Genomic DNA, 18,255 nt, shown 5'->3' on the forward strand with positions numbered 1-18,255 from the left:
GGACGGAAGGATCACGTACCGCCCGCCCGCTCACATGCCCAGTGCTTCGTACACGGCATCCATGGTGGCGTCTGTCCGGGTCACCCTCCTGATGCGATCAGCCCGGGCCGTGGAGCCGAGCTTGTCGAGCACGGCGGCGTAGGTCATCAGCGCGCCTCTCAGGTCGTTCGCGTACTCGTGCGGCGCGTACGCGGCCAACTGCACGAACAGGGCGACCGCCTCCTCCAGCGCGGCCCCGGCCTGCGGGAACCCGCTGCCCCGGGCGGCCCGCAGCCGGCCCGCTCCCCACAGCGCCTTGGCGATGAAGGGGCGGTAGAGGGCCGGGTCGGCCGGAGAGAGGCGGCGCAGGTTCCCGACGACCTCGTCGGCCGCGGTGAGTGCCTCGTCGTACCGCTCTCCTTTGACCAGCAGGCTGGTGAGCCCGTTCACGGACACCGCGAGATCCGGCAGATGGGTCGCGGGATCCGCTGCGACCAGGCGCCAGGAGACGGCCAGCGCCTCGCGCGCGGCCGGCAGCGCCCCGTCCTCCTCAGCGTCGGCCAGCAGACTGCTCAGGTTGACCAGGCTCCTGACGAGGCCCGCCTGGTGCGCCTCGGAGCCGTTTGCGGCCAGGCGCCGGTGGATCTGGACCGTCTCGCGCAAGGGCACCAGCGCCTCCCGTAAGCGCCCGGCGGCCCTGAGCCGGGTGGCCGCCTCCTCCAACAAGGCGACGAGACGGTCGAGGTGGGCGTCCGGGTCGGCTTCGGCCAGTCGCCTGCGCACGTCGATCGCCTCCCGCAGGGCGGCCAGCACCTCGGGGCGCCGCATGCCCCCCAGCAGGGCGCACAGGTTGTCCAGGGCCGGCGCCAAGTCGGGCAGATGGGCGACGGGGTCCACATCGGCCAGTCGGCGGCCCACATCGACCGCTTCCTGTATCACCTGCGACGCCTCGTCCAGACGTCCCAGGCGGGCGAGGACGGCACCCAGGTTGTTCAACGACTTGGCGAGGTCGGGCTCGTGGGCGTCGGGGTTGAGCGCGGCCAGCCGGCGGAAGAGCGCCGAGGCCTCCTCCAGCGCCGGTACCGCCTCGTCCGACCATCCGGCCTCGACCTGGTAGCAGCCGAGACTGTCCAGGGCCGCGGCGAGGCCGGGTTCATGAGCCTCGGGATTGGCAGTGGCCAGCCGTCTTGCGGTGGTGACGACCTCCGCCACGGCCAGGGCCGCCTCCTGCGGCAGGCCGAGTTCCCGCAACCACATCGCCCGGTGGCGTTGCGCCCGGGCAAGATCCGGCAGGTAGGCGGAGAGATTCCGCTCCGCGACCAGTTGGAGAAGCTCGATGGCGCTGTCGGCCGCCGCCAGCGCGTCCTGCGGCCGCTCCAGGGCGGAGAAGATCATCCCGAGATTGTCCGCCGCGGTGGCGACCGGGACGACGTAGCGCTGCCGCGCGGCTTCGTCGCCCCGGAGCAGGATGGCCGCCGCCTCCATCGTGACCTGTAGAGCCTCTTGTGGCCGTCGGTGCCGAAGAAGGGCGGAGCCCAGGTTGATCAAAGCTCCGGAGAGACCGCTGGGATCGCTCTCCGGGTCGGCCGCCATCAGTTCCCTCGCGATCGCCGCGGCCTCTTGCGCCACCACCAGTTCGTCGGCCGCCCTGCCCACGCCGGGCAGGTAGGCGCTGAGGTTGACCAGAGCGCCTGCCAGGCCCGCCCGGTGGGCCCGAGGGTCGGCCGCTGCCAGGGAACGGAACACGGCGGTGGCGCGCTCCGCAGAGGCCACCGCTTTGTCGGCCAGACCGGCATGGTCGTAGCGCGCGGAGAGTTGGCTGTGCAGAATCGCCCGGTCGACGGGGGATGCGGTGTCCGCCAGGCGGCGGTCGGTGAGGCGCTCGGCCACCGCGGCGATGCCCGCGTCGAGATCGATGTGCCGGCCGGCGGGCAGGACCGTGTCGACCGCTTCGAGGACCCCGAGCAGGCTGCCGTCCAGCACGTCGCCGTCCGCGATCGCGGCCAGGGCGCCGAGGGCGGCCGAGCCCGCGTCCAGCGCGATCCGGGGATCGGCCTGCACCGCCGGGTACAGGTACCCCTCCCCGACGTGCGGCCAGCGGTCCGCCGCCGCAGCGAGGTGGGCGACGGTCCGCGGCGTCCAGGCCGGCGCCGCGCCGTCGTCCCCGCGGCGCAGGACCGCGGCGGGTACGGAAGCCGCCCAGTCGTCCGACGGGTAGCCGGTGATCGGGCTGCCGGGCAGCAGGAGAGCGACGAAGTCCTCGGCCAGGCGATCGGGCAGCATGGGTTCGAGGGAGGTGGCGCGTGCCGGGTGGCCGGGCGGGTAGCAGACGCCGTGGTCCAGGAGGATCCGCTCGGCGGGTGCGTGCGGCATCAGCCGTTCGATGACGCTCGTCGCGGTCCGCCGGTCGGCGGGGCCGACCAAGGTGGCGGCGAACACCGCGCGCGCCATGTCCTTGTCGGGGGTCCGGAAGTCGAGGCCGTGCCGGGCGTTCTCGTACAACTGGCGCCAGTTCTCGTGCTCCCGGTCCAGCAGGTAGACCGTGCGGCCGACCGTGTCGGCGGGGGCACGGCGGCCGTGGGCCGCCGCGTCCACCGCCACCAGGGCGGCCATGTGCACCACCAGCGTCACCCCGGAGTCCGGATCGTCCAGGGCGTCCCGAGGCGTGATCGACCGGGCGTCGTCGATCTGCGGGTAGTGCCGGGCGAAGCACTCGCACGCCGTGGTGAACATGTGCCGGCGCGCGCTGCCGTCGTCGGGCAGCGGCGGCAGGAACTGGTCGGACGTGTCGATGTTCTCCCGGAACTGGCCGAGCTTTCCCCGCAGAGCCGGCCATCCGGTCGCCGACCGTCCGATCAGCAGGACCCTCGCCGGGACGGAGTGGCGCAGGATGCGGTTGTGGAGCAGCCAGCTCAGGTCCGCCAGGGGCCAGCGGTCCGCGTAGTCGACGAGCAGCAGGATCCCGGTGTGCCCGTCGGGACGCAGGTCCTGGCCGGCTTCCGCCGGCGGGTGGGCGTCGGTGCCGTGTGTCGCCTCGACCACCTTCCAGCCCGCGCCCAGGGATTCGGCGGCCAGCAGGTTCGCCAGGCGCGTCTTTCCCTGGCCGCCCTGGCCGTGCAGCCACCGCACCGAGAGCCGCGGCCCGGTGTCCCGCCAGGCGACCAGTTCCTCCAACTCGGCGGCGCGGCCGGTGAAGTCGACGATCTCCGCGCGTGCGTCGAGCATCCGGCTGGGCTGGGCCCGCAGCCACGGCGACTCCGGCCTCGTCCGCCGGTGGTGGCCGAACAGCAGGTACACCGGCCTGCCGTCGCCGAAGACGTGGATGTCCGCACCGATGCATCCGTAGCCGAAGCCGTTCTCGACGTGCACGACCTGCTGGACGCCGGCCGGTTCCCCGGACGGTATCTGGGTCATCTGGTGGTCTCGGGCTCGTCGTCGACGACGGCCGAAGGTGCGGGCGGCGGCTGCGCCGGCCCGTGATGGACGATCACATTGCCGCCGAGTGCGGCGAACACCTTCCCGTGGTCACGGGCGATGTTCGTCTGTCGCTGCTGCCAGACCTGTTGCGCCGACGGCAGTTGCTCCTGGATCTCTCGCACCAGCAGCTGGATCTCCTCCGCCGCGTCGGGGTGCTGGCGCAGGAGGGCCGCGAGCTGGAGCCGCCAGACCGGAACCAGGTCCTGACGGACCGCCTCCGCGTCGTCGGAGTTCGCGACCAACGCGGCGTGCCCGTCCAACTGTGCTGCGACGGCGGCCTGTTGGACGTCATCGGCACGGTGGAACAACCCGGCCATCCGTGCCCGCGCCGTCGACCAGCCGTCGGTGGCCATGGCGGCGACCACCGTTGTCGCCCCTGTCATGGCCAAGGCGGCCACCTCTTCGAACACGACGCTCCCTCGCCATCCGGATCGGACCCCGCTTCCGTAGTCCCTCAACTTATCGGCATCTACGGCGAGTTGTCCCCGTCTCGCTCTCCCCTCGCCTGCGCGGCGGCACCGTGGGACACCACGTCGCCGTCGAGCAGGGCGACCACCAGCGGAGCGAGGTCGGGCCGGGAGAACACCACGGCCGCGAGCCATTCCGGGGTTCTCGTCCGCGTCGCCAGCAGGCGCATGAGGTGGCGGCGGCAGAGCGCGGGATCGACGGCCGCGGCCGCGAGCACCAGCGCCCGCACGTCGCGCTCCTTGTTGGCCAGGCTCCGCGAACCGAGGCTGCCGAAGGCCTCCTCCAGCAGGGCGGCGGCCGCGTCCTGGTCACCGTCGCGGGCCAGCGTCTCGGCACGGGCCGCGAGCACCGGGATCCGCGAGTTCTTGAGCGCATCGTCCGTGAGACGAAGCAGCGCGTCGGCGCGGTCCGGACGCCCTGTGCGCGCGGCCACCTCCGCCACGGCCGCCCGTTGCCGCGCCCGGGCTCCGTGCGTCGCGCCCGTCCATCCCTCGGCGGCCCGCCGCGCCAGATCCAGGAGGCGGTCGACCTGGTCCTCCTTCCCCAGAGCGGCCGCGATCTCCGCGACTCTGAGCAATGCCTGCGCCCGGTTCGGCTCCGTCACCGCCAGTGCCTCGTACTCGGCGGCGGCGAGATCTCCCCCGACGGCCCGCTTCACCGCCGGTCCCGACTGGTCGCTGAACATGTCGGGCATCCGGATCCGGTCGGCGAACCTCCCGGCCCACTCCGGGTCCCCTCGGCGCAGGGCCGCCGACGCCGCCACGGCGGCGGGATCCTGCTCCAGGCCCCTCCGGGACCTGGAGACGGAGGCCCTGGCCACGGACCGGGCCACGGTCAGCAACTGGTCGGCCAGGGCGAAATGGCCCGCCTCGGCCGCTCCGATCGTGGCCTGTTCGAGGGCGAAGACGTAGCTCCTCTCTCCGGAGCGCGCGGCGAACTCCCGGGCGAGGGCGTGGTCTCCGGCGCGTCCCGCGCCCCGCCCCAGGATGGCCGCGATGCGGTGCGCCGCATGGGCGTCGCCGTCCGGGTCGGCCAGCGCGAACAGCGGTCCCGCCTGGTCGAACCGGCCGTGGTGGGCCACGGCCTCGGCCACTGCCAGGGTCTCCCAGAAGTGGCCCGTGCCGGGTGTGTCGAGGTCTCGCAGGATCCGTTCGGCCCGGCCCGGACGCCCGCAGCGGGCCAGCGCCACGGCGAGATCGACCCGGCTGTCCGCCTGGTGGCGTGGACGGTCGATCGAGGCGGCCGCCCGCACGGCGTGGTCCAGATACTCCGCCGCGGCAGCGGAGTCGCCGCCCTCGTGTGCCGCCTCGGCGCAACGTGTCAGCGCGGCCAGCCGCGCCTCCGGATCCACGAGGCCGTCGAGCAGATGCCAGGCCTGAGCGGGGCGGTCGAGCAGCTGGTACAGATGCGCCACGCGCGCGGCTCCGTGCCGCCCCTGCCCGGCCGCCTCTTCCACGAGACGGAGGCAGAGGTCCCGGTCGGGCACGCGCGCCGCGGCCTCGGCGAGGTCGAGCACGGCGGAGAACCGTTCCCGGGCCGCTCGCAGCACGACGGCGTCCGTCGCGTCCGGTACGGGAGCGGGCAGCCTGGCCAGCATCTGTTCCGCGACCCGCAACAGCGCGGCACCGGCCTCGGTCCCCCCCTTGTGGGCGACCCCCCGGGCGAACGCGGCGTACACACGGATCCGCGTACCGGCACCCTGGGGCCGTGGGAAGGCGAGAACGCACTTCTGCGCCCCGCGCACCTGGGCCGAGCGGGCGGCGATGCCGACGAGCGTGTCGTCGCTCCGCCCGCCGGCGCTGTCGGCGAGGCCCTCGGCGGTCCCGAGAATCCGCAGGGCGTCGGCGCGGTCGCCGATCTCCAGGTGGGCCTCGGCCACTGCGGCGAGGGCCACGGCCATGAGGTCCGTCCCGGGGCTGGGCGGTGCGGCGCAGGCGATGTGCTCCGCCTCCCGGAGCAGCTCCGAGGCCGTTGTCCGCGCACCGCACGCATGCGCGGTGCGGGCCAGGGCGGCCAGTGAAGGGGCGTTCCAGACTCCGCCGGCCGGATCGTCGAGGGCGATGGCCCGGGCCCGGGCGACGTAGCGGTGGGCGCGCTCGGTGTCCCCGCGGCGTGCGGCCGTCTCGGCCATGCCCGTGTACGCCCGGACGGAGTGCCAGATCACCGAGGCCAGGCACTCGGCCCAGGGCCACTCCCCCTGCTCGGCCCAGGCCACCGGGAGAGCCGGCGGGAAGCCGAAGCTCACATGCCCCGGACGTTCGGTCAGCCGATAGCGCCGCATGGCCAGGACGCACGCCTCGCCCAGACTGTCCGCCTCCGTCGCGGCCAGGACGTTCAGGGCATCGGTGATCTCCTGCCAGGCAGGGGCGGGGTGACCGGCCCGGCGCTGCCACAGCGCGATCCGCTCGGGCGAGGGGAGGGCGGCGAGTGCGGCGGTATCCGCGCTCGCGACGAGCACGGCGGGGTAATGGTCCAGCAGGTAGGCCGGGGTCTCGTCCGGCCAGGCCCGACGGGCGAACTGTCCGGCCCAGGCGCGCAGAGCACCACGATGCCGCTCGGTCTCGGCGTGGCCGATCGCGGCGACGGTCTGTCGGCGCAGTGTGTCGTCGGCGAGGTCGAACCGCTCCTGAGCCGAGTCCGGGTCGCCACGCGACGCCAGGAGGCCGGAAGGGAGCGCCCGCAGCACGGCCCGCACCTCGTGCCCGCCCAGGTCGCCGCCTCCCGCGGCGAGGACCGCTTCGAGGTCGTCCGCGGTCAGGGGGCCGCCGACGGCGAGAGCCCCCAGCACCGCCCGGGCAGCAGGGTCCGCCAGCACGGTGGCGAGGGGGCTCGCGGACAGCCGGACGCGAGGGCAGCGTCGCTCGTCCCGCAGCGGGTGCGACCGGGGCACGGTCTCCGGAATCCGGGGCAGGGCGCGGCTGAGGACCAGAACGTGACCGTGGGAGCCCGTATCGGCGGGCAGCAAGGCCGCGATCGGGGGCGACTCATGGTCCCCGTCGAGGCCGTCCACGAGCAGCAGCAGGTGTCGGCCGCTCGCCTCGGCCCGCGCGCAGGCACGGGCCCAGAGGCCGTCGAGCGTGCTCGGTCGGGAGAGCGGCGGAGCCGGCTCGCCCAGCAACTCCGCGAGCCGGTCGTGGACTTCTCGCCGAAACCGCCTTGTCTGTCCGCCGGCGGCGCCCGCCACGAAGAAGGGGACGACGTCGATGTCCGCGGGCGGGTGAGCGACGAGCCGCTCGGCCAGAGCGGTCTTGCCGGACCCGGGCGGCCCGACAAGCCAGCGGTAGGAATCGTGGGAGCGCGCGAACGCTTCGAGGTCCGTCAGTTCGCCGTCCCGGCCGCGAACGTCGTCCATATAACTCCCCCTCACGAGGAGCCCCGCCCCGGAGGACCACCCTCGTCCCACGGTGACAGAGAACGAGGTCAGCGGCCAGGGCTGAGACCCCCGTACGGCCGGAAGCTGCGGCCCTGAGCGCCCGCAGGTCGGCGTCGGAAAGCGGCCGGGCAAGCCCGTACTGACGGAACTGCCTCTGCTTCAGGTCACCCCAGGAAGCTCAACCGGACGTGCCGGTCGGCGTTGTCCACGTTCGTGTCGACCAGACACACCGACTGCCACGTCCCCAGCTCCAGCGATCCGCCGACCACCGGCAGCGTCGCGTGCGGGGGCACGAACGCCGGGAGTACGTGGTCGCGGCCGTGGCCGGGGCTGCCGTGGCGGTGCTGCCAGCGGTCGTCCGCGGGCAGCAGGGTGTGCAGGGACGCGAGGAGGTCGTCGTCGCTGCCGGCGCCCGTCTCGATGACGGCGATGCCGGCCGTGGCGTGCGGCACGAAGATGTTGAGCAGGCCGTCGCGGCCCGCGGCCGCTTCGCTCAGGAAGGACTCGCACTCTCTGGTCAGGTCGATGACCCGCTCGGAGGAGCCGGTGGTGACGTTCAGGACTCGGGTCGTGAAGGTGTCGGACATGGTCCCATTGTCCCCCGGGCCCGCCCACTGCTCCCGGCACGGCACGGCCGCCGCGGGGCGCGGCACACCCGTCGCCACCGACCGAAGGTCGATACTCCTGGTCCGAACGGTGAGACGGGGTATTGACCGGGTGTCGGCGAGCTGGCTACGTTCTGCCGCATGTCGCGTTCAGTCCTGCTCACCACGCGCGGTCACATCGACCTGCTGCGGGTGACCTCCGCCGCGTGTCGCCGCGGTCACTGACGCCCTCTCGAACTCCTCTCGTTCCTCTCCGCCGCCCCGGCTTCTCTCCGTCGTCGGCGCGCCGTTGACGCGCGCCCGCTGACGCCCGGGCGCGCCTTCCCCTGCCGTGGAGTGCCATGAGCATCAGCCATGCCCCGCCCGGGCCCGCAGCATCCGACATAACCGTCCCGCCGGATACGTCACCCCGCTCGCCCGAGCTCGAAGCCCTCGTCCCCTCCTCCGCCCGCCGCGCCCGCGTCCCCCGCTGGCTGCGCCGTACCTCCGGGCCGCTCCTGCTGCTCCTCGCGTGGCAACTTCTCAGCTCCACCGGGGCGTTGACCCCGGACGTGCTGGCCTCGCCGGGCACGATCGCCCGGGTCGGCCGGGACCTCGTCGCCGACGGTTCATTGCCGAACGCGATGGGTGTCTCGCTGCGGCGCGTCGCCCTGGGGCTGCTGTTCGGCGTCGTCGCCGGAGTCGGCCTAGCCCTCGTGTCCGGCCTCTTCCGCGTCGGTGAGGACCTCGTCGACGCGGGGGTGCAGATGCTGCGGACCGTGCCGTTCGTCGGGCTCATCCCGCTGTTCATCATCTGGTTCGGGATCGGCGAGACACCGAAGATCGCCATCATCACCCTCGGCGTCTCCTTCCCGCTGTACCTGAACGTGTACGCGGGTATCCGCGGCGTCGACTCACAACTCGTGGAGGCAGGCGAGTCGTTGGGGCTGAGCCGCTGGGGCCTCGTACGCCATGTCGTCCTGCCGGGGGCGCTGCCCGGCGCGATGACCGGGCTGCGCTACTCGCTCGGTATCGCCTGGCTCGCGCTGGTCTTCGCCGAGCAGATCAACGCGGACTCCGGGATCGGCTTCCTGATGGTGCAGGCGCGCGACTTCCTGCGGACCGACGTCATCGTCGTCTGCCTGATCGTCTACGCCTTCCTCGGCCTCCTCGCCGACTTCGTCGTCCGTTCCCTCGAAAGGCTGCTGCTGCAATGGCGACCGACGTTCACCGGCCGGTGACCCACCGGGCCGACGGTTCCGCCGTCCGGGTGGCGGGGCTCACCCGCTCCTTCGACGGGCGCGCCGTCATCGACGATCTCGAACTGGCCGTCGAGCCGGGCGAGTTCGTGGCGCTGCTGGGTCGCAGTGGCTGCGGGAAGTCCACGCTCCTGCGCATTCTCGCCGGTCTCGACCGCGACATCGAGGGCACGGTCCTCGTGCCGCGCCGCCGGGCCGTCGCGTTCCAGGCGCCGCGGCTGATGCCGTGGAAGCGGGTGTGGCGCAACGTCGTGCTCGGGCTGGCGGGCAAGCCCGAACGCGGCCTGGCCGACAGCGTGCTGGAGGAGGTGGGGCTCGCGCACCGGGCCGGAGCCTGGCCGAAGACGCTGTCCGGCGGCGAGGCCCAGCGTGCCTCGCTCGCGCGTGCGCTGGTACGGGAACCGGATCTGCTGCTGCTCGACGAGCCGTTCGGCGCCCTCGACGCGCTGACCCGGATCAAGGCGCAGCGACTGGTCGCCGAGGTGTGGCAACGGCGGGGCTGCGCGGTCCTCTTGGTCACCCATGACGTCGAGGAGGCCGTGCTGCTGGCGGACCGCGTGCTCGTCATGGACGCCGGGGTCATCGCCTACGAGACCGCTGTCGACCTGGAGCGCCCGCGCGACATCACCGATCCCCGCTTCGCGGCACTCCGCGCCGAGTTGCTGAGCCGGCTGGGCGTCGACCATGACGCGCCGGCTGACGGTAGGGGGCGGTCCGTCCGGGCGAGCGGAGAGACGGCTGCCCCCGCCGACCCCACCGGCCCCGCCGCGCAGACCGCCCCCGCCGACCGGCCCGACGCGTCCGCCCCCGTCGAGAAGCAGCTCACCGTCTGAGCCCGTCCGCCCGCAACAACCACCCCGAACGGAATCACTATGCAACGCCCCCTCTCCCCACCCGCCTTCGCTCTCCCCGCTCTCTTGGTGCCGCTCGCCCTGCTGCTGACCGCCTGCTCCACCGCCTCCTCCGCCGGGACCTCGTCGGTGGGTTCCGGCGGCGGGACGGACGGGAAGGGGGCGGTCACTCTCAACGTCGGTGACCAGAAGGGCGGTTCGGAGGCGATCCTGCGCGCCGCCGGTGAACTCGACGATCTGCACTACAAGATCCGCTGGTCCACGTTCACCTCGGGACCGCCCCTCCTCGAAGCAATCAACGCCAAGGCCGTGGACATCGGCGGCGTCGGCAACACCCCACCGGTCGTCGCGGCCGGCGCCCACTCGAAGATCAGAATCGTGGCGGCCAGCCATGGCGCCGCGAAGGGCGACACCATTCTCGTCCCGGACGGCTCACCGCTGAAGAGGCCCGCAGACCTGAAGGGCAAGTCCGTCGCGGTGGCGCAGGGCTCGTCGGCCCACTACCAACTCGTCGCGTCGCTGAAGAAGGTGGGCCTCGGCCTGACGGACGTCAAGGTCAAATACCTGCAACCGGCTGACGCCCTGGCCGCGTTCACCAGCGGCAAGGTCGACGCCTGGGCCGTCTGGGACCCGTACACCTCCCAGGTCCTGCGCGGAAAGAAGGGCCGCGTGCTGACCGACGGCGACGGACTCACCAACGGCCTCGCGTTCCAGGTCGCCTCCCCCACCGCCCTCGCCGACCAGAAGAAGTCCGCCGTCATCAAGGACTACCTCGACCGGCTGCGGCGCGCCCAGGACTGGGTCTTCAAGCACCCCGAGGAATGGGCCAAGGTCTGGGCCAAGGACACCGGCCTCCCCTACGACGTCGCGCTCGACGCCGTGAAGCGCACCAACGGCACCCGGGTGACCGTAGCCCTCGACAAGAACGCCGTCGCCTCGGAACAGCGGATCGCCGACGTCTTCGCCCGCCTGAAGCTCATCCCCGGCTCGGTCGACCTCGCCTCCTACGTCGACCCCCGTTTCAACGGGAAGCTGCCCCCTTCCACCACCGCCCCCCGCACCTACGGCAAGGAGTCCTGACCTTATGACCGTTCACCTGCACTGGTTCCTGCCGACCGGCGGCGACGGCCGCACCCTCGTGGACCGGCACGCCTTCAGCCAGGGTGCCCTCCAGCGCACGCCCGGCGGGGCCGTGGCCGGGGTGCGTCCGCCGGACCTCGACTACCTCATCCAAATCGCCAAGGCCGCAGAGCAGTTGGGCTTCGAAGCGGTCCTCACGCCCACCGGCACCTGGTGCGAGGACGCGTGGCTGACGACCGTCGCGCTCGCCCAGCACACCCAGCGGCTCAAATTCCTCGTGGCGTTCCGGCCCGGCGTCATCTCCCCCGTCCTCGCCGCCCAGATGGCGTCGACGTACCAACGCCTCACTCGGGGGCGCCTGTTGCTCAACGTCGTCACCGGCGGCGACTCGGCCGAGCAGCGTCGCTACGGCGACCACCTCGACCACGACCGGCGCTACGCCCGCACCGACGAGTTCCTCTCCGTCGTCCGCGGAGTCTGGGGCGGCACCCCGTACGACTTCGCGGGTGAGCACTACGCCATCGACGGTGGGTTCACCGCGCTGCCGCCGGACCCGCTGCCGCAGATCTTCTTCGGCGGTTCGTCGGCTGCCGCGGGGCCGGTCGCGGCGCGGCACACGGACGTCTATCTGACCTGGGGCGAACCGCCCGAGCAGGTGAAGGAGAAGATCGACTGGATCCGTGCGCTGGCCGAGCAGGAGGGGCGCACGGTGCGGTTCGGGATCCGGCTGCACACGATCTCGCGCGACTCCGCGCACGACGCCTGGTCGACGGCGAACCGGCTCCTCGACGATCTCACCCCCGAGACCGTCGCCGCCGCGCAGGCCGCGCTCGGCCGCAGCGAGTCCGTGGGCCAGCAGCGGATGCTCGCGCTGCACGGCGGGTCCCGCGAGGGTCTGGAGATCTCCCCGAACCTCTGGGCCGGCGTGGGCCTGGTGCGCGGCGGCGCCGGGACCGCCCTCGTGGGCAGCCACGCGGAGGTCGCCGACCGGATCGAGGAGTACCACGCCCTCGGCATCGAACACTTCGTGCTCTCCGGCTACCCGCACCTGGAGGAGGCGTACTGGTTCGGGGAGGGCGTCATCCCCGACCTCGCCGCACGCGGCCTGCTGCCGCCGGACACCCCGGTCACGCGAGGCGCTCCGCTGCTGGCGGCGGGTGGTCGCTGAGTTCTCGGACGGGCATGGCCCGCGAGCTGCCGGGGTCTCGGCCGGGCCGGGGTCGGCGCGCTCTCGAAGGGGGGTACGACACCCGGCCGGGCGGGGGCGTGCTCGATGCGGGCCCGACGGGGATGAGCACGATGCCTGCCGGGCGAGGGGCGTGCACGAAGCCCGCGGGGCAGGGGCGCGCTCAGTGTCCAGCCACGCGGAGGCGTGCACGGCGCCCGGCCGGGCGGGGGCAAGCACGATGCCTGCCGGGCGGGGAGGGACGCGCACGACGCCCGCTGGGCAGGGGCGCGCTCAGTGTCCGGCCACGCTTGGCGTGCACGGCCCCCGGCCGGGCGGGGGGGCGAGCACGACACCGGCCGAGCGGGGGACCTGCATGATGCCAACCAGGCGGGGGCGAACCGGGTGTCCGGCCACGCGGGGCGTGCATGGCGCCTGGCCAGGCGGAGGCGAGCACGACGCAGGCCAGCCGAAGCAGGCCCAGCGACCGACCACGTTCGGCGTGCACGCCCTCCGGTGAGATTGCAGCAGACTCGACGCTCCCAGACAGCGGCAGACCCAGCACCCCGGCCCTGCGGCAGCATGCCCGGCGACCGGCCACGCGGAGGCGTGCACGGCGCCCGGCCGGGCGGCGGCGAACAGGACGTTGGCCAAGCGGGGACGGGCACGAAGCCAGCCGGACGAGGGTGAGCGCAACTCCGACCAGGCGGAGGCAAGCCCTGCGCCCGCCACCCTGAGGCGTGCACGGCGCCGGGTCAGGCGGAGACAAGCCCGACGCAGGCCAAGTGGCAGCAGGCATGACGCTCCCACACCGGCAGACCCAGCGCCCTGTCAGACGACAGCTTGCCCGACGCCCGGCCACTCTGAAGCGCGCACGTCGCCCAGCCAGGCGGCAGCAGACCTGACGCTGGACGCTCAAAGACCGGCCCAGCGCCCGAACCAGGTGGCCCACACACGACGCCCCGCCGAGCAGGCAGCGGCAAGCGCAGTGCCCCGGTCCGGGACAGGCCGGCCCGCCCAGGCAGAGACCGGCCCAGCCCCCCAAACCCCGGAGAGCCAGGCCCCCCGGCACCCCCCCGCCGGGCATCCGCAGACCCGGCGCCACGCGGGCGGGAAGATCTCGGGCCGCAGTCGAGTTGGTAGAAACGTGAATGAGGTCGGGGCAGTCGGAGAACCCAGGCGCGGCGCGGCCACCAACGGCGTCGAACCCGCGCAGCCCAGCCAGGCCGCGGGCGATGACGCAGCGAAAGACGGCGACATGATCGGCCCGCGCCTCGTCGATGTCGTCGTGATCGGCGCCGGGCAGGCGGGCCTGTCCGCCGCCCACCATCTGCGCCGGGTCGGACTCCAGCCCGAACGCGACTTCGTCGTCCTCGACCACGCGCCCCGGCCCGGCGGCGCCTGGCAGTTCCGCTGGCCCTCGCTCACGTACGGCAAGGTGCACGGCATGCACGCGCTGCCGGGCATGGAACTGACCGGCGCCGACCCGGCGCGTCCCTCGTCCGAAGTGATCGGCGCCTACTTCGACTCGTACGAGAAGCGGTACGACCTACGGGTCCGGCGCCCGGTCGAGGTGAGACGGGTCCGCGAGGGCGAGGCCGGGCGGCTGCTCGTCGAGAGCTCGGACGGGACATGGGCGACACGCGCCCTGATCAATGCGACGGGCACCTGGGACCGGCCGTTCTGGCCGCGCTATCGGGGCCAGGAGACGTTCCGGGGCCGGCAGGTGCACACCGCACAGTACCCAGGTCCCGAGGAGTTCGCGGGGCAGCGGGTCGTGGTGGTGGGCGGCGGCGCCTCGGGCACCCAGCACCTCATGGAGATCGCTCCCTACGCCGCGACGACGACCTGGGTGACGCGCCGCCCGCCGGTCTTCCGCGAAGGCCCGTTCGACGAGGACCGGGGGCGGGCCGCGGTGGCCATGGTCGAGGAGCGGGTGCGGCAGGGGCTCGCCCCCTTGAGCGTCGTCTCGGTGACGGGACTCCCGGTGAACGACGCGATCCGCGCGGCCCGGGCCGACGGTGTCCTCGACCGCCTGCCGATGTTCGACCGGATCACGCCCACGGGAGTGGCCTGGGACGACGGGCGCGAGATCGAGGCCGACGTGATCCTGTGGGCCACCGGCTTCCGCGCGGCGATCGACCATCTCGCCCCGCTGAAGCTGCGCGAACCCGGCGGCGGCATCCGGTTGGAGGGGACCCGCGCGGCCCGCGACCCCCGGGTGCACCTCGTCGGCTACGGACCGTCGGCGAGCACGATCGGTGCGAACCGGGCGGGGCGGGCGGCCGTCCGGGACATTCAGCACCTGCTGGCGGACGGAGTGCCGGCGGCGGCGTGAACTCGGCAACTCGGCCGACCACCGGCTCGGGCGGCGCCCATCTTCCTGTGCCGACCCGGATCGGAGGGGGCAACGCACCTGCCCGCGCCAACCCGGATCGGGCGGTACGCAGACGCCCGCGCCGCCCCGGCTCCAGCCGCCGCCACACCTGCCCGCGCCGCCCGGACTCCCACGACGACGCGACCGCGGCCGCCCGTGTGTACGTACCCATGTACGTACCCCCTCGGTCAACCGCCCTGCTTCCCCTCCTCCTGGATCTTGTTGAACTCCGCGACGTTCCTCCGGTGTTCCGCGTAGTCGGCGGTGAAGCGGGTGTCGCCCGGCTTGACCGTGACGAAGTACAACCAGTCCCCGCGGGCCGGCTCGACCGCCGCGCGCATCGCGGCGTCCCCCGGGTTCCCGATCGGCGACGGCGGCAGCCCCTTGCGCGCATACGTGTTGTACGGGTTGTCGAGCTTGGTGTCCTGGGAGCTGGTGTCCAGCGTGGAACGGTCGAGGGCGTAGTTGATCGTGGAGTCCATCTGCAACGGCATGCCCTGTTCGATCCGGTTGTAGATGACGCGGGCGACCTTGCCCATGTCCTCGCCGTTGTCGGCCTCCGCCTGGACGATGCTGGCGATGGTGACCGTCTGATAGCTGTTCACGGCGGCCCGGTCGGCGCCCGCGGCGGGTCGGCCGCCGCCGAACTTCTGCGTCGCCGTGTTGACCATGTACGACAACAGGGACTGCGGAGTCGACTTGTCGTCCACGGGATAGGTCGCCGGGAAGAGGTACCCCTCCGGGTTGCCGTGCGCGTCGCCGGGCAACTTGAGGTCCGCCTTGGGCACGGCCTTCTCGGTGGTGCCGGCCGGGAGTTCGAGCGCCTTGTCGATGGCGGCGTAGACCTGGCCCGAGCGCCGGCCCTCCGGGATGGTCACCGTGTCCGGTCGACCTCCGTGGTCGCCGGGCAGCGTCAGCGGCAGCACCACGGCGGCGGTGGCCGCGGCGAGGACCCCGGCCACGATCAGGGCGATGCGCCCCTTACGGGTGAGCCGGGGGGCGTTCCGTCGCGGAGCCTCGTGCGAAGTCTCGTCAGGCATATGAGCACGATAACCCGCAGAACATGACAGACCGCTCCCATCTCCGAGGCCGACCCCGAAGGTCGCATGAGTCGCATCCCGGGTCTCCACCGGGCCCCTCTGCCCGGGTCCCCCCTGGTGTCGCGCTCCTCACCCCACCGTCTCCAGCTGCGCATCGCGTCGGACCAGGGCGGCATAGTGTCCCGCCCTCTCGAGCAACTCCTCGTGCGTGCCGCGCTCGGCTATCCGGCCGTCGTCCAGGACCACGATCTGATCGGCGCCGCGGATCGTGGAGAGGCGGTGCGCGATGGTCAAGGTGGTGCGGTCGGCCGACAGGGCGTCGATGGCTTCCTGCACCGCGTGCTCGGTACGGGTGTCCAGGGCGCTGGTCGCCTCGTCGAGGATGAGGATCGGCGGGTCGCGCAGGATGGTGCGGGCGATGGCCAGGCGCTGCTTCTCACCCCCGGAGAAGCGGTGGCCGCGCTCACCGACCACGGTGTCGTAGCCGTCGGGCAGGGCGGCTATGTGGTCGTGGATCTGGGCGGCGGCGGCTGCCGCGTGCAGCTCCTCGTCCGTCGCGTCCGGCTTGGCGAACCGGAGGTTGTCGGCGACGGAGGCATGGAAGAGGTACGTCTCCTGCGAGACGACGCCGACCGCGCGCGCGAGGGTGTCGAAGTCCAGGTCGCGTACGTCGAAGCCGTCGATGGTGACCCGGCCGCCGGTGACGTCGTACAGGCGCGGGACGAGGTGGCTCAGCGTGGACTTGCCGGAGCCGGTGGGTCCCACGACGGCGAGGCTGCCGCCGGCCGGGACGGTGACGTCGATGCCGTCCAGGATCGGACCCTGCCGGTCGTCGGTGTCGTAGCGGAACGCGACGTCCTCGAAGCGGATCTCGCCCTTGACCGCGTCCAGGTGGACCGGGTCCGCGCGCTCGGTGATGTCGACGGGCAGGTCCAGGTACTCGAAGATGCGCTGGAACAGGGCGAGCGAGGTCTGGATCTGGACGCCCGTCTGCAACAGGCTCACGGTCGGCCGGAACAGGCCCTGCTGGAGCGAGACGAACGCGACGAGCGTGCCGATGGAGACGCTGGGACCGCCGAGCTGGAAGGCGATGCCCGCCGCCCAGTAGATGACCGCGGGCATGGCCGCCATGACGATGCCGATGACGGCCATGCGCCAGCGCCCCGCCATGTTCGACCGGACCTCCAGGTCGACCAGCTCGTCCGACTCGTCGGCGAAGGACTTCGTGAGGGAGTCGGCGCGGCCCATGGTCCGGCCGAGCAGGATGCCGCTGACCGAGAGGGACTCGGTGACGGTCGCGGCCATCGCGGCCATCTGCTTCTGCCGCTGCGTGGCGATCTTCTTGCGCTCGCGGCCGACCCGCCGGGCTATCCACACGAAGACCGGCAGCAGAAGGAGGGAGACGATCGTGAGGCGCCAGTCGAGGGCGGCCATGGCGACGATCGTGGCGATGACGCTCGTCAGGTTCGAGACGAGGGAGGTCGCCGTGGAGGTCACGGTCGCCTGCATGCCGCCGATGTCGTTGGCGATGCGGGACTGGACCTCGCCGGTGCGGGTCTTGGTGAAGAAGGCGAGCGACATGCTCTGCAGGCGTCCGTAGACAGCTGTACGCAGGTCGTGCATGACGCGCTGGCCGACCGTGGTCGAGATCAGGGTCTGCAGGACACCGAAGACACTGGTGACGACGGCGCTGGCGATCATGCCGAGGGCGAGCAGGCTGAGCAGCCCGGTGCGACCCTGCGGGATGGCGGTGTCGAGGATCTCCTTCAGCAGGAACGGCGACGCGACCGTGACGAGCGAGGCCGCGGCCACCAGCAGGCCGACGAGGGCGAGCCGGGCGCGGTAGGGGCGGAAGAGGGTCAGGATGCGGCGGATCTGCCGCGGCTGGTCCGATGACCGGGCATCGGGCGGCGGCGTCCAGCTGATGTCGTCGCGGGGCATGGGCCTCCTAGGCACAGGGAGAACTCGGCGGTCAGCCGCCGAGATCGACTTCGAGGAGCATAGCTCATTGTTACCTATACTCACAATGCACAAAGTCCTGGTAATGTTCCCGCCATGAGTACCCCGGACGCCGACGGTTTCCTCGCCGAGCAGCTACTGCGGCTCACCCGCCGCCTGCAGCGGATCCAGAAGCGCCAGCTGGAGCCGGTCGGGATCACGCCCGCCCAGTCCCGGCTGCTGCGCACCCTGGTGCATTACGAGACACCGCCGCGCATGGCCGATCTGGCGGCGCGCCTGGAGGTCGTCCCGCGCGCCGTGACCAGCGTCGTGGACGGACTGGAGGCCGCTGATCTGGTGCGCCGCGTGCCCGATCCCGCCAACCGCCGGGTCATCCGGATCGAGCTGACCGGCAAAGGGCGGGCCGCCCTGTGGGAGCTGCGCAGCGCGCGCCGGGCGGCCGCGGAGGAGATCCTGGCCCCATTGGACACACAGCAGCGCGCCCAGCTGACGGTCTTGCTGAACGCGCTGTTCGACGCCCCGCTCGACCTGAGAGCCGAATGCCCGCGCGAACACGAGAACTGAGCGGACCGTCCGCACACGCGGCCCGACCTGGTCCGACCTGACCTGACCTGTCCTGACCGGCCGAGAGAACAACACCCGC

Annotated in this window: 13 protein-coding genes; 7 read left to right on the forward strand and 6 right to left on the reverse strand. The window is 72.7% G+C overall.

Translation table 11 applies throughout. The features are described 5' to 3' along the window. Nucleotides 1-30 precede the first annotated feature (30 nt). The 4 genes from ABZY33_RS05485 to ABZY33_RS05500 form a co-directional block, all read right to left on the reverse strand. Entirely contained in the window at nucleotides 31-3,393 is a 3,363-nt protein-coding gene (locus ABZY33_RS05485; RefSeq protein WP_356490156.1) for a tetratricopeptide repeat protein, read from the reverse strand. Then, nucleotides 3,390-3,839 (reverse strand): hypothetical protein, encoded by a 450-nt coding sequence (locus ABZY33_RS05490; protein ID WP_356490157.1) that lies wholly within the window; start codon nucleotides 3,837-3,839, stop codon nucleotides 3,390-3,392. Before ABZY33_RS05490 ends, ABZY33_RS05485 begins: the two co-directional genes overlap by 4 nt. Before the next feature lie 86 nt (nucleotides 3,840-3,925). After that, nucleotides 3,926-7,276 carry an ATP-binding protein gene (locus ABZY33_RS05495; RefSeq protein ID WP_356490158.1) on the reverse strand — a complete coding sequence of 1,117 codons (3,351 nt, stop codon included), beginning with the start codon at nucleotides 7,274-7,276 and terminating at the stop codon, nucleotides 3,926-3,928. 185 nt (nucleotides 7,277-7,461) lie between these two features. Next, nucleotides 7,462-7,884 carry a YjbQ family protein gene (locus tag ABZY33_RS05500; RefSeq protein WP_356490159.1) on the reverse strand — a complete coding sequence of 141 codons (423 nt, stop codon included), beginning with the start codon at nucleotides 7,882-7,884 and terminating at the stop codon, nucleotides 7,462-7,464. Between the two features lie 159 nt (nucleotides 7,885-8,043). On the opposite strand from ABZY33_RS05500, the gene ABZY33_RS05505 reads away from it, so the two are divergent. The 6 genes from ABZY33_RS05505 (at nucleotide 8,044) to ABZY33_RS05530 (ending at nucleotide 14,574) form a co-directional block, all read left to right on the forward strand. Continuing rightward, nucleotides 8,044-8,127, forward strand: a complete 84-nt coding sequence (locus ABZY33_RS05505; RefSeq protein ID WP_356490289.1) for a putative leader peptide — start codon at nucleotides 8,044-8,046, stop codon at nucleotides 8,125-8,127. Between the two features lie 116 nt (nucleotides 8,128-8,243). Beyond that, entirely contained in the window at nucleotides 8,244-9,122 is an 879-nt protein-coding gene (locus ABZY33_RS05510) for an ABC transporter permease (RefSeq protein WP_356490160.1), read from the forward strand. Continuing rightward, nucleotides 9,095-9,973 carry an ABC transporter ATP-binding protein gene (locus ABZY33_RS05515; RefSeq protein WP_356490161.1) on the forward strand — a complete coding sequence of 293 codons (879 nt, stop codon included), beginning with the start codon at nucleotides 9,095-9,097 and terminating at the stop codon, nucleotides 9,971-9,973. The genes ABZY33_RS05510 and ABZY33_RS05515 overlap by 28 nt, the downstream gene beginning before the upstream one ends. A 39-nt stretch (nucleotides 9,974-10,012) precedes the next feature. Then, nucleotides 10,013-11,071, forward strand: a complete 1,059-nt coding sequence (locus tag ABZY33_RS05520) for an ABC transporter substrate-binding protein (protein WP_356490162.1) — start codon at nucleotides 10,013-10,015, stop codon at nucleotides 11,069-11,071. 4 nt (nucleotides 11,072-11,075) lie between these two features. Next, entirely contained in the window at nucleotides 11,076-12,239 is a 1,164-nt protein-coding gene (locus tag ABZY33_RS05525) for an LLM class flavin-dependent oxidoreductase (RefSeq protein ID WP_356490163.1), read from the forward strand. Nucleotides 12,240-13,494: 1,255 nt separating this feature from the next. After that, nucleotides 13,495-14,574 carry an NAD(P)-binding domain-containing protein gene (locus ABZY33_RS05530; RefSeq protein ID WP_356490164.1) on the forward strand — a complete coding sequence of 360 codons (1,080 nt, stop codon included), beginning with the start codon at nucleotides 13,495-13,497 and terminating at the stop codon, nucleotides 14,572-14,574. A gap of 227 nt (nucleotides 14,575-14,801) precedes the next feature. On the opposite strand, the gene mltG is transcribed toward ABZY33_RS05530, so the two are convergent. Both mltG and ABZY33_RS05540 read right to left on the reverse strand, forming a co-directional pair. Next, the gene (gene mltG / locus ABZY33_RS05535; RefSeq protein ID WP_356490165.1) at nucleotides 14,802-15,653 is read right to left on the reverse strand and encodes an endolytic transglycosylase MltG; all 852 of its coding nucleotides are present in this window, start codon (nucleotides 15,651-15,653) and stop codon (nucleotides 14,802-14,804) included. A gap of 129 nt (nucleotides 15,654-15,782) precedes the next feature. Continuing rightward, nucleotides 15,783-17,594, reverse strand: a complete 1,812-nt coding sequence (locus ABZY33_RS05540; RefSeq protein ID WP_356490166.1) for an ABC transporter ATP-binding protein — start codon at nucleotides 17,592-17,594, stop codon at nucleotides 15,783-15,785. A 114-nt stretch (nucleotides 17,595-17,708) separates the two neighbouring features. Here ABZY33_RS05540 and ABZY33_RS05545 point away from each other — a divergent pair, with 114 nt between their 5' ends. Beyond that, complete coding sequence (locus ABZY33_RS05545; protein WP_356490167.1) at nucleotides 17,709-18,176, forward strand: MarR family transcriptional regulator; 468 nt, start codon at nucleotides 17,709-17,711, stop codon at nucleotides 18,174-18,176. Nucleotides 18,177-18,255: the final 79 nt, after the last annotated feature.

This window comes from Streptomyces sp. NPDC006552, assembly GCF_040611655.1.
Taxonomy (GTDB): Bacteria; Actinomycetota; Actinomycetes; order Streptomycetales; family Streptomycetaceae; genus Streptomyces.